Source organism: Staphylococcus sp. TCBT05 (assembly GCF_055179755.1).
In genome coordinates this window covers 480894-493302 of the sequence record NZ_JBUQDQ010000005.1, presented here as the reverse complement: position 1 = coordinate 493302, position 12409 = coordinate 480894, and the positions used below count along the sequence as shown (strand labels likewise).

Sequence of the window (12409 nt, the reverse complement as noted above, 5' to 3'; positions counted from 1 at the left end):
TTCAATTAATTGAAGTTTGCATGGCGTACGGTTTTTATATTATTGCTTGGGAAATAATAATTAATTAATAAGGGAGAATATGACAATTCTTGTATGACCTTTTTATCGTCTAATCATATTCTCTCAATGTAAAATTTTTCTGCTTTTGGTAAGTTTGTCGAAACTTTAATGGAGACATTTTATAATGTATTCGAAAACGCTCAATAAAGTAACTTATAGTACCAAATCCACAAATATCACTAATTGAAGTAATTGATTTGTCTGTGTGAACAAGTAATTCTTGTGCGATTTGTAATCGATATAATAATAAATATTTCATAGGCGATTGCTTAGTGTATTTTCTAAATAATTGATTACAAAATGATTTACTAATATGTGCATGAGCAGTTAAATCCGAAATTGTGATTTTTTCACCGTAATGTTCATGTATATAGGTTAATAAACTATTCATGTTATTAAAGTCTTCAGCATTCGATAAATAATTTGCCCCTTCAAATTCATATACAATACCCTCTATTACTTGGTTAATTAAGTTTACCGCATCAAAATAATTCGTCGATGTCGATTCCTTAACTAAAAAATCATTATCTGTAGGTATTTCATTTAAAATGGCACTAAAATAACGTGAAAATTGGCTCGTGATAGGTAATTTATAATATGTAAATGATTCATTATTTAATATAGGATCAATATAATCTTCGATAATTTGAGCATTTAAAAATTCCAATTCAAAATTGATACACAGTGTTTTGGCATCTTCTTTAGTTGAATATGAACTATGCAACTTATTTCTATTTATGAAAACAATATCTCGACTATCAACTGTTAGTACCTGTCCATCAATTAAAAATTCCAACTCCCCTTCATAAACCCAGCTTATTTGTAAATCATTATGCCAATGCAACGGCATAAAATCATGTCTTTCAAAGTCAAATTCAATAATGTATGGAATTATAGAAAAACCAACAGAATGATAAGCAACATGCTCTTCTAAACTCTCATTTATATTGATGGGTAAGTCTCTATTCATTCCCTTCGCCCCCTTCAAATCAATTTCGACACAAAATCAAAACAAGTATTTTTACACCTTGAATTAAAGCTTATTATAACAATATTCTCACCTAAATATATATACACAACGCTTAAATTTTGCTTTTCTATAAAATCAATAACGATAAAAATGGAATGGATGCTTATAGTTTTATCATGTCTAAAGCTTTATGATAGCCACATAAGTAGTCATTAATTATTCATTTATAAAAACAAAGGGGGTATTTAAATGAATTTTGATTTAAATAAGAATAGTCAACGAATTATTGCTGATTTACAAGAATTAGCTACTTTAACGTCTGACGAAAATGGTGCACAAAGAGTAGCATGGACACCCATATGGGAAGAGGCCAGAAATTGGTTTTTAGAAAAAATTAAACCTCATACTACTGACATATTTAAAGATAGCGCTGGTAACATGTGGTTTAAACTTCAAGGTAAATCTGACAAGTCAATTATTATAGGTAGTCATCTAGATAGTGTGCCAAATGGAGGATGGTTAGATGGTGCTTTAGGTGTCATTTCAGGTTTAGAGGTCTTACGTCATTTTAGTGAGGCACAAATCGTGCCACAACATTCCATTTACATTGTAGATTGGGCTGATGAAGAAGGTGCTAGATATGGATATAGCTGTTTGGGTTCATCAGCAGCAAGTGGGTCAGTCAATATCTCTGAATTTACTAACAGAGTCGATAATGAAGGCATTCCCTTTAAAATGGCAATTAGCAAACATGGATTAAACATAGACACATTTACAGACGCTCACAAAACCTTTCAGAATAAAATAAATGAACTAATTGCATATTTAGAATTTCATATTGAACAAGGCCCGGTACTTGAACAAACTAATAAAGATGTCGCTGCTGTTTATGGTGCAGCTGGTGTTGAACGTTATTATATAGACTTTTATGGGCAGTCTGCACACGCCGGTTCATTTCCAACTGAAATGCGTCAAGATGCATTTTTAGCTGCAGCAACTGCTTCGTTAAAATTTCGTGATTTAGCACTCAAATATAATGCTGTTTGTACGGTTGGCGAAGTAAACGTTACACCCGGCGTCGTAACCATTGTCCCTGGTCAATGTACCATTTCCATTGATATGAGAAGTATTAACAAGGATGATTTAGCTGCAATGTTATCGGAAGCACAAAATATATCTCAAACTTCTGCTCAGCAATTTGATTGTACCGTCTCTTGGAGAAGAATTTACAGTGTCTCCCCTCAAATATTTGATAGCAATTTAGTAGATATTTGTAAAACAGCAGTAGCAGAAGAAATAGGAGAAAGTAATCAAATGTATTCGGGACCCTTACATGATGCTGTTGAAATGAACAAGCTTATACCCACTGTGATGATGTTCGTCATGTCTAAAAATGGGATTTCTCATGATAAAGACGAAGACACACCTATTAATCAATTAACCACTGGAATCCGTGCATACTTACGCTTAATTGATAAAGTTTTAAATTGAGAATAAAAAATATGAAAGGAGTAAATTCATGAATATTGTATGGCAATCCAATCAATTTCAATCTACATCTATACCAACAACAGTATTTAATTCGTTTAAACCATCAAATTTAGAACAAGTTTTAAATTTTCAAAGTACTTTGCCCAACTATAGTCAAACACCTTTATATCATTTGGATAATTTAGCTAAACACCTTGGTGTAGCATCAATTGACGTAAAAGATGAATCAAAAAGATTTGATTTAAATGCATTCAAAGGGTTGGGTGGCGCATATGCGATGGCAAGCTATTTTGCCCAAAAATTAAACTTAGATTTAGGCAATATTACCTTTAATAAGCTTATGGAAGCCATTAAAGATTTAGAACCTGTTACTTTTGCAACTGTCACGGCAGGAAATCACGGTAAAGGTGTCGCATGGGCAGCAAAAACATTCGGTCAAAAAGTGAAAGTAGTATTACCAAAAGGAGCCTCTGTTGAACGTTTGACAGCAATCCAAGATTTAGGTGCAGAAGCCTATATATCAGATTTAAATTATGATGATGCTGTAGTGGAAATTGCTAAACAGTCAGATGAACAAGGGTGGATATTATTACAAGATACTGCCTGGGTAGATTATGAAACACTGCCATTAGCTATAATGCAAGGTTATTCAACTATTGTTGCAGAATTAATTAAGCAACTAGATAGAAAGCATATTTCTCAATATACACATGTTATTTTACAAGCTGGCGTAGGATCCTTTGCTGCTGCAGTTATAGCTAGTATTTATAATCAAACTGTACCTGATCCACCAAAGTTTATTATTGTCGAACCTAATAAAGCTGATTGTATCTTTGCTTCAATAAAAAGTAATGAAGGTATTCCTATACGTGTTAACGGTCCCTTAGATTCAATGATGGCTGGTCTAGCCTGTGGCGAACCCAGCACTATTGCCTGGGAAATATTAAAGCCAACCATACAAGCTACATTCTCATGTAAGGATGTTATTAGTTCCATTGGTATGAAACAATATGCTAATCCATTAAACAATGACCGCTCAATAATTTCAGGGGAATCAGGCGCCTTACCATTAGGTGTCCTTATAGAAATTATGACTTCAAAAGAGCTATTTAACGCGAAAGATTCACTCAAACTAGATAATTCATCAAATATTTTACTTATTAATACTGAAGGCAATACAAACCCTAAAAATTACGACGATATTATACACAACAAACTATTTTAAAAGGAGTAACATTTATGAAATTTATTACTACAAATGAAGCACCTCAAGCAATAGGACCTTATTCACAGGCAGTTCAAGCAGGAGATTTCCTTTATATTTCTGGACAGTTACCGATCAATCCTAACACAGGCAAATTTATCTCAGATAACATTGTTGAACAAACAACACAAGTTATGAAAAATATTATCGCCATTTTAACTAGTCAAGGTTTATCTATTAAGAACATCGTCAAAACTAATATCTATGTAGTTAACTTAGCACACTTTAACGAAATTAATGATGCCTACGGTACATTCTTAAATGATCACAAACCCGCCCGAGCAGCTATTGAAGTTAACAAACTTCCTAAAAACGCACAAATTGAAATTGAAGCTATAGCTTATATAAAACAATAAGTTATGTGATACATTAATTATAATAAAATAACAAAAACTATAAATAACTATCTAACCTCAAAATATTAGCAAATAATATAATTGTTAACTCTATGCACTTTTAAATAGCATGCATTATGCAGTTTCAATGTATATTCATAGCTATTTATGACGCATTTTTACAAGACTCTGCGAGGAACATTGTCAGTTAAACAGCATCCTAGGAACGCGAGCAAACAATAAAAAATATGATAAATCAAATAGCCATGAAATGAGTTAAATAACTTATTCCATGGCTATTTTTCTAATGTTTATATTTCAGCCTTATACTGTAGTTTTAGCAATATTTAACGAGAGAACAATACTAAAGTAAAAGCAAATATCGAAAACTCATTATTACAACTTTACTATCTACACATTTCTGCATAGATCAACTTTTTCTTAATTAAATATATTCCACTACACTTTATATTTTTATCGTCTAATCATATTCTCTCAATACATTCGCCCACATTTTACGAATTGTATCATTCTTTGTTTCTTTAAATATGACATTAGGCTTTAAATTGGGATCTTTGTCATTACTATCCTTATATGCAAATCCAGTCGATAAGGTTGTATGGTCATCACCTTCAAAGGTATACTCATATACCTTACCGTTATCTGCAAATAAGTATTTCTTAATAGGATATGTCGTATTAGCTACAGATTTATAACCTTCAATATTAGTCAGTTTTTTTGCTGTATCATCTAAACCGATGTTTCCAGTTTTAGATGTATAAACTGACAGTCCAGTTACATTATGCAGTTTATAGTGTTTAGCGCCCGGTTTGTCATTATTTATAACTTGAATCTCACCATCAGTCGTTGTAGCATAAAAATCACTTTCACTATAACTGCCATTTCCTACATAACGATTCGAAACTGATAATTTTTGTTCTTTAGCATATGCAACGACTTTATTCGTTATCGCTTTATTTAATTTATCTTTATCATGTTGCGTTAAATTTTTATTTTGTGTTGCTTTATCTTTCATATCAGTCTTAGCTGATCCTTGTTGTCCTTGGCAACCTGCCATAGTAATCATCATAATAATAAATAAAAGACTATAAATGAATTTATGCATTCAAAAACTCCTAACTTACAATCACTAACAAGACTGACCTTATCACTGTAAAGTCGTCACTTCCTCTGTTATAACAAACTTTACTTTTTAGCTTTGTCATCTTTCAATATTCCAAATTCATCTACCAATTTAACTTGGCGCTGTTCTCCTTTACTGATATCACCATATAATTGATAAATTTTTACTTTTAACTTATCTCCTTCAACTTCATAAACAGAGAAATTTTGTTCAGATGCATTACGATCATTTTCATGACTCTTTTCAAAGGCCTTAGATTTATGTGGCTGTTTTCCTAATGCAAACAAGCTATTATAGTGATCTAACTTATCTTGTGTTAAGTCACCTAATTCTGGACGTACTTTCTTAATATGTTCTAAGGATCTATCGTAAATATTGTCATATGCCTTAGTTCCACCAGTATTAGGTAAAACATATACAGAACCCTTAGGATTATCATAGTACTCTACATTATCATCTCCAAGTACTTGTTTCGCATCCTCTTTCTTCGCATTTACAAAGCTATTTTTCGTTGATGTATGCTCTAAAGGATGTGTGCGCGATAACACATGGTCATGACCTTGCAATACTAAATCCACGTCAAGTTCATCAATTTGTTTTGTTAACTCGTCACGAATTTTACGCACATCCTCATCCGATAATGCATGATATGATTTTGAATACATCGGTTTGTGTAGATTTAACACGATCCAATTGGCTCCATTTGCTTTAGCTTTTTTAATATCTGATTTAATCCATTCCATCTGCTCTTTGCCAATTGCTTTTTCATCCGGATTATCTTTAGATTTTTTATTATCATTCGTATTGGCTACGACCATATGCGCGCCATTATAATCAAACGAATAATATGAGCCCCCATTAACCGCATTATTTTCTTTAGGTACATTTACATGCTTGTTAAATGAATCTAACAATTTTCCATCTTCCTCACTTAAAGCATACTCATCATGGTTACCTGCAGCTGTTGCAACGGGCAATGACATAAATGATGGTCGCGATTGCTCATATAAGTCTAACCACTCATCTTCCACTTCTGCCGTTTCAACATAATCTCCTGTATGCAATGCAAAATTTGGATTACCCGCAGTTTGAATTGCTTGATTTAATGTATCTGCACCAAATTGCGCCTCATTTCTAACATGTTCATTCCAAAATGCGTTTTGCGTATCTGTATACTGTACAAATTTAAAAGGATCTCCTTTGCCACCAGATGTTTGGAATTGACCTACTGGACTTTTAGCACCACTGTCACTTCCAACTTTGTAATAGTATTTTGTATTTGGCTTAAGTCCTGTCGCTTTTGCTTTATAATTAAATTCTTTTACGTTAGTCATCTCAGTCTTCCCTTGCAAATCTCCCCTTGTCCATTCAGGACCACTTGCGTGTTCATCTGTATAATAACCATTTATTTTTTCTTTCCCATTTTTATTTTTTATAGCTTTTCCTTCATCATCTTTTTCAACATCTGCAAAAATAAAATTACCGTTTTTGTCCCTTTCTATGTATTTAGAAATTACTTTTTTCGTAGAGGCATCAAATGATTTAGCATCACTAAAATCCCCCTTTTCAGAGACCCATACCTTAGCATCTTTAAATTCATCCGTTGTATACCAATTGAATGCCATTTCAGACTTTGTATCTCCATTGAAATTAGTGATTATACGGTTAGGTTCATTCTTTACAGGCACCGGAGCAACCTTTGGTTTATCTTGTGTAACCTTGATACCTTGCTCATTATTATTTGCTTTATCCGTTGTAGATTGTTCTTGCATTCCCTGTCCTGGTGCACTCGCCTCAGCAAAATTGCTACTTCCCAAGGACATCATCAATACTACACTTGCTGCCCCTGTAGTAAATAGCTTCAACATCGACTTTTCTTTTTTCATAAATTAACCTCCTTAATCGTAATGAATCCTATTATATATAAGGAGGTTTAATAATTTGTAAATTTCTTTCATAGAATTGTTAATATAACATTAATTTTTAATATCTAAATACTAAATGATATTTTTAAGAAAATATTTCATTAAAATTAGCTGTTGAATTATTAAAAATTTTTCATTATTTATTGTAGAAATATGATTTTCGATATTTTAAAGAGATGAATCAATATTCATGTTTCTAAAAGAGTCATTATTTAATGTATGATTAGCATTTACTAATGCTTATTAACCATTTAATTACACATGAACAAGTAGTTGAAAATTTTAATAAAGGAGCTCATTACGATGACTTATATTCTACAAATAGATTTCCCTATAACAGGTCCATTCGGTATAGAAATGACTGAAACTTTTTCAGAATTAGCGAGGTCAATCACTAAAGAACCAGGGTTTCTTTGGAAAATTTGGACAGAAAATGAAAATGCACAAGAAGCTGGGGGAATTTACGCATTTACAACAGAACAAGATGCTCAAAACTATTTAACAATGCATACCCAAAGATTAATTCAACTCGGTATTACAGATAGCAAGCACAAAATTTTTAAAGTTAACGAGGGACTTACAAAAATAACACATAAACATTTTTAAGGATTGCTTTATATCAAGTCAGATATTTTATGATTTAACCTAAAATACAACAGGTTTGAGGACTTTCCAAAATATAATTCTAATTTCCTGACACAACTTACATTAAGTACATATTGGTAAGTCTTCGGTTTGTCTGTCCGAACACTGAGGGTAGTAACAAACTATTGATATATCAACATTTCCAACCATTATTATCCTTACAAATTAAATTCTATCCAACGTAACGCCATACTATTTATGTTCAAATATTTAATACTATTTCATGTTAATTCCACTCAAAATCATCAATACTTTTTGTCATTTCATACAAGGTTACACACAACATAAAAAGGTATGATTAAACATAGTAGTTTGAAAATTTGAGAGGAGTATTTAAATTATGCATCAAGAATCAACACCAATTAGTAAATATTATTGGATTAAATTGGTATCCATTTTCACGTTGGGTTGGCTCGTTATCTACGCTGCCCGTACTATACTTAATCCTATAATGGGAAATATTAAAGTTACATTTACATTAAATAATGCCCAGCTCGGACTCATTATGAGTATCTTTTTCATCGGCTATACAGTGACCCAAATTCCTTCTGGGATATTAGGCGACAAAATTGGACGTAAAAAAATACTGATCCCTAGTATGATTATTTTCGGCATAGCTACAGCAATTACAGGGATCATGCCTACATTCTTATTATTTATGATTGCTTGGCTCATTGTCGGCCTTGCCCAAGGCATGTTTTATGGTCCACAATACGCACTATCATCAGAAGCAATACCTAAACAACACATAACATTGGGTAGCGCACTTATTAATAGTGGGATGTCCTTTGGTACATCTATCGGATACTTTATTTCTAGCTATACCGTGCATTAATTTGGTATGAGTTGGCATATACCATTCTTTATAATTGCCATACCTATTCTTATCCTAGCCTTTCTAATGTATACCGTGATTAAGGAACGACCAAAAACACAATTAGTCGACCCAACCACTACAGAAACAAAATTTCAGTTCAGTAGTCTCTTTAAAAATCGAAATCTACTTCTTGCGTATGTCATCATATTCTGTTCGATTTACGGCTTCTTTATGATTATCACTTGGCTGCCATTCTATTTAGAAACTGAACGTGGTATTAACGGTGCACAAGTTGCGTTTGTTGCTTCACTAGTACCATGGGCAGCAATACCTGGATCACTGTTCTTTAGTTGGTTATCAGATAGATTAGGTAGACGACGTCCAGTGTTACTTATTATGTTACCATTAGCATTTCTATTCACCATCTCTATCGTTTTGTTCGATAATATATGGATATTATACCTTGCCTTAATCGGTTACGGAATTGTAGGCAAAATAAGTACCAATCCAGTACTAATCGCTGTAGTTGCAGACAATGCCCCGAAAAATGCGCTTGGAACTTCATTTAGTGTTTATAACTTTATCGGAATGACTGCCTCGATTTTAGCACCCTATCTAACAGGTTACTTAACAGATATGACAGGAAAAATGGCTACCGGATTCTATTTAGCTGGGGCTTTACTCATCATCGGTCTTATTTCTTCCTTACTATTAAAAGAAAATAAAAAGCAACTATTATCATAGCTTATAAATATAATTGCAGATATACATCCTAAAAATGCCACCCCAAAAAATTAAATCATTTTGAGGTGGCTCTCATTATATTATTACATCGTATTGGTGTTACTCACTCACCTAGAGTTCATGAATAGTTCCATATTTATCTAGACAGTCAGCTTGAAGTATCTGTTCTAAGACAACCATTCCTCTTACAAACAAAACTGATTTCTTATAAATTAAGAACTCAAAAAAAAGCGAAGAAATTTCGTATTATTTAATAAAATAAAAAGGCAATTTCTATCTTACTTTCAATAGAAACTGCCCTTTTCACTGGCAAGTGAATGTTCAAACCATATCTATATAATTTTTTAATACTTATAAGGATCTTCTTGTTTTTGATTATTGTTAGCATTATTATTTATGCTCTGTAATTCATCTTTAGATTCAAAATCTGATTCTTCCTGGTGCTCAAATGTTTCAAATGAATTTTGCTTATTATGATAATCTTCAGGTTTAGGCTTTCTAACTAATAACATGATGCCTGCTACAATCCATAACACTCCGATTAATGGACTACCAAAAAGTGAAAAGGCCCCAATGACGATTAAAATAACACCAGCTGGTTTATTCTTTTTCCCAATCCATAAAGCAGATAAAATTCCCAATACTAACATTATTAAAGCGATAATTACTATTACAATCAAAAATACATTAATAATAATAAAGGCTCCACTTGCATCTTCCATTGTCGTTTCATTATCTAACATACTTTGCTTAAATTCTGTCGCATTTAGATTTAATGCAACTAAAAGTCCAGCAAATATTAAGAAATATAGTGCATGTAGGACAATTCCAATCCACGTAAGTACTCTTTCCGCAGTTCGACTAATCATATCAAACGCTCCTTCAATTAATAAATAGTTTATGTAACAATTTTCAAAATATGTATATATCAATTTTAATAAAATCAGCTACTTTTTTCTACTCGCTTTTAAGTATTTACAAAATAATACAATTCAACTAAAAAGATTAAACTGAATTATAAGTCATCATTATTTTTCATTTAACATAAATTTATCAAAATTTTACAATATTGCTTACTCTCCTTTGTTACACTATTAATGTATTATCACTGAAGGGGGTATTATTTTGTTTAAAACTGCATTTAGTTTCATTTCAATCTTAGCCATGTCAGCCATTGCAACGACAACTACACAAGCAGCAACAGAAAACACACAAAAAGAAGCTACTAAAAACATAGCGATTCATGATATCCAAGGGGAAGGTCATACATCACCTTATGATGACAAAAAAGTAGAAAACGTAGAAGGCATAGTAACCTATAAATATAAATTGAATGGTGGCCACTACTTACATATTCAAACTCCAGATAATAAAAAGGATAATAATCCAAACACTTCTGAAGGTCTTATCGTTTATACAGGTAATCAAGATTACAATACAAAAATTGGAGATTTAGTAAAAGTGAACGGTACAGTCGACGAATATTATATCGATGGTTATAGTGAAAAGAAGAAAACTGACTTACCTGTAACACAAATTAATGCGCGTGATGATAAAGGCGGTAAAATTACTGTAAAATCTTCAAACCAATCATTACCAAAACCTTATAAAATAAAAAATGTACCAACGAAAGTCTCAGCAAATGACCAGTTCAATACATTTGATCGTAATCAATATGCAATAGATTACTGGGAATCGTTAGAAGGTATGCGTGTAGAAACTGGAGATGTTAGAAGCGTTGGACCACAGGAACACGGAGAACTCTTTACCGTATTAGACAATCAACCTGCTGAAACTAAAAATGGTGGCGTACGATTGACCGAAAATAATTCACATGGGGAGCGCATCCCTTTTAAAATGTATGATAATGATACTGCACGTGATTTTGATGTTGCCACAGGAGATTATTTTAAAGGACCAATTATTGGTTATGTAAACTACGGGTACTCTAATTATAAAATTAATGTAGACTTGGATAATATGAAAAAAGCACACGTTAAAGGCAACACTCAACCAAAGCCCACAACGTTAGATGCAAACAAACAAAAACTAAATGTTGCATCTTACAATCTAGAAAATTTTTCTAATAATCAACAATCCACTACCGAAGATAAAGCAGAAAAAATTGCTAAAGGCATTACAACAAATATGAAGAATCCAGATATTATCGGAGTGACAGAAGTTCAAGATAATGACGGCCCCAATGCCGGCGGACCAGAAGCCAACGAATCATATGAACGCTTGATTAAAAAAATCGAAGAAGCTGGAGGCCCTACGTACAAATATTTAAATATTGATCCAGATATGAATGAAGACGGCGGTCAGCCTAACGCCAACATTAGAGTTGGATTCCTATATAATCCAAAACGTGTACATTATGATAAATCAATTAAGCCAGGGGACGCGGATACAGCCGTATCATATAAAGATGGCAACCTCTCACATAATCCTGGACGTATAGACCCACATAATCCAGCATTTGATGATTCAAGGAAACCATTAGCAGCTCAATTTAAATTTCATGGTGAACAAGTTATTATGCTAGCAAATCATTGGAATTCAAAAAATGGCGATATGCCGTTATTTGGTAGTCAACAACCACCCGTATTACAAAGTGAAAACCAACGAGTAGAAATCGCTAAAGCAGTTGGCCGCTTCGTAGAACAAGTACAAAAAGATAATCCACAAGCAAACATTATATCCGTTGGTGATTACAATGATTTCCAATGGTCAAAACCAATCAAAACACTAGAAAGCTTTAACATGACAGATATGATGAATAAAGTTCCTGAAAAATACCGTTACTCATATGTTTATCAAGGGAATTCTCAAGCACTTGATCATGTACTAGTATCAAATAATTTAGTAGATAGTACAAAACTTGACCCAGTACATGTAAATAGCGACTTCACCGACATGTCTGGACGCGCAAGTGACCATGACCCACTCGTCGCACAAATAGACTTAAAAAAATCCAAAAATCGTAAAGAATAAGCAATGATGACAAAAATAAA

The 12409-nt window shown here is 32.7% G+C and carries 9 protein-coding genes and 1 pseudogene; 6 read left to right on the top strand and 4 right to left on the bottom strand.

What is annotated here, in order from left to right:
- Positions 1-109: 109 nt before the first annotated feature.
- The gene (locus tag ACY191_RS02290; protein WP_229366687.1) at positions 110-1030 is read right to left on the bottom strand and encodes an AraC family transcriptional regulator; all 921 of its coding nucleotides are present in this window, start codon (positions 1028-1030) and stop codon (positions 110-112) included.
- Between the two features lie 249 nt (positions 1031-1279).
- Here ACY191_RS02290 and ACY191_RS02285 point away from each other — a divergent pair, with 249 nt between their 5' ends.
- The 3 genes from ACY191_RS02285 to ACY191_RS02275 are packed head-to-tail and all read left to right on the top strand — an operon-like array spanning position 1280 to position 4141.
- Positions 1280-2521, top strand: a complete 1242-nt coding sequence (locus tag ACY191_RS02285; RefSeq protein WP_229366688.1) for a hydantoinase/carbamoylase family amidase — start codon at positions 1280-1282, stop codon at positions 2519-2521.
- A 28-nt stretch (positions 2522-2549) separates the two neighbouring features.
- The gene (locus ACY191_RS02280) at positions 2550-3746 is read left to right on the top strand and encodes a diaminopropionate ammonia-lyase (protein ID WP_229366689.1); all 1197 of its coding nucleotides are present in this window, start codon (positions 2550-2552) and stop codon (positions 3744-3746) included.
- A 14-nt stretch (positions 3747-3760) separates the two neighbouring features.
- A complete protein-coding gene (locus ACY191_RS02275) occupies positions 3761-4141 on the top strand; it encodes a RidA family protein (protein ID WP_042737896.1) in 381 nt (126 codons plus the stop codon).
- Between the two features lie 460 nt (positions 4142-4601).
- On the opposite strand, the gene ACY191_RS02270 is transcribed toward ACY191_RS02275, so the two are convergent.
- Both ACY191_RS02270 and ACY191_RS02265 read right to left on the bottom strand, forming a co-directional pair.
- Positions 4602-5246 (bottom strand): hypothetical protein, encoded by a 645-nt coding sequence (locus ACY191_RS02270; RefSeq protein ID WP_229366690.1) that lies wholly within the window; start codon positions 5244-5246, stop codon positions 4602-4604.
- Between the two features lie 80 nt (positions 5247-5326).
- Positions 5327-7150, bottom strand: a complete 1824-nt coding sequence (locus tag ACY191_RS02265) for a purple acid phosphatase family protein (protein ID WP_229366691.1) — start codon at positions 7148-7150, stop codon at positions 5327-5329.
- Positions 7151-7492: 342 nt separating this feature from the next.
- Between ACY191_RS02265 and ACY191_RS02260 the strand changes: the two genes are divergently transcribed.
- On the top strand, positions 7493-7795 hold the full coding sequence (locus ACY191_RS02260; protein ID WP_042737893.1) for a monooxygenase: 303 nt from the start codon (positions 7493-7495) through the stop codon (positions 7793-7795).
- A 379-nt stretch (positions 7796-8174) separates the two neighbouring features.
- A pseudogene (locus ACY191_RS02255) lies at positions 8175-9395 on the top strand (MFS transporter).
- A 344-nt stretch (positions 9396-9739) separates the two neighbouring features.
- Here the strand turns inward: ACY191_RS02255 and ACY191_RS02250 are convergent.
- Complete coding sequence (locus ACY191_RS02250) at positions 9740-10264, bottom strand: DUF4064 domain-containing protein (RefSeq protein ID WP_229366692.1); 525 nt, start codon at positions 10262-10264, stop codon at positions 9740-9742.
- A gap of 295 nt (positions 10265-10559) precedes the next feature.
- Between ACY191_RS02250 and ACY191_RS02245 the strand changes: the two genes are divergently transcribed.
- Complete coding sequence (locus ACY191_RS02245) at positions 10560-12389, top strand: endonuclease/exonuclease/phosphatase family protein (protein ID WP_463269917.1); 1830 nt, start codon at positions 10560-10562, stop codon at positions 12387-12389.
- Positions 12390-12409 lie beyond the last annotated feature (20 nt).

Coding starts and splice junctions, on each gene's coding strand:
- ACY191_RS02290 (WP_229366687.1), bottom strand. CDS start 1,030: ATGAATAGAGACTTACCCATCAATATAAATGAGAGTTTAGAAGAGCAT.
- ACY191_RS02285 (WP_229366688.1), top strand. CDS start 1,280: ATGAATTTTGATTTAAATAAGAATAGTCAACGAATTATTGCTGATTTA.
- ACY191_RS02260 (WP_042737893.1), top strand. CDS start 7,493: ATGACTTATATTCTACAAATAGATTTCCCTATAACAGGTCCATTCGGT.
- ACY191_RS02245 (WP_463269917.1), top strand. CDS start 10,560: ATGTCAGCCATTGCAACGACAACTACACAAGCAGCAACAGAAAACACA.
- ACY191_RS02265 (WP_229366691.1), bottom strand. CDS start 7,150: ATGAAAAAAGAAAAGTCGATGTTGAAGCTATTTACTACAGGGGCAGCA.
- ACY191_RS02250 (WP_229366692.1), bottom strand. CDS start 10,264: ATGATTAGTCGAACTGCGGAAAGAGTACTTACGTGGATTGGAATTGTC.
- ACY191_RS02270 (WP_229366690.1), bottom strand. CDS start 5,246: ATGCATAAATTCATTTATAGTCTTTTATTTATTATTATGATGATTACT.
- ACY191_RS02275 (WP_042737896.1), top strand. CDS start 3,761: ATGAAATTTATTACTACAAATGAAGCACCTCAAGCAATAGGACCTTAT.
- ACY191_RS02280 (WP_229366689.1), top strand. CDS start 2,550: ATGAATATTGTATGGCAATCCAATCAATTTCAATCTACATCTATACCA.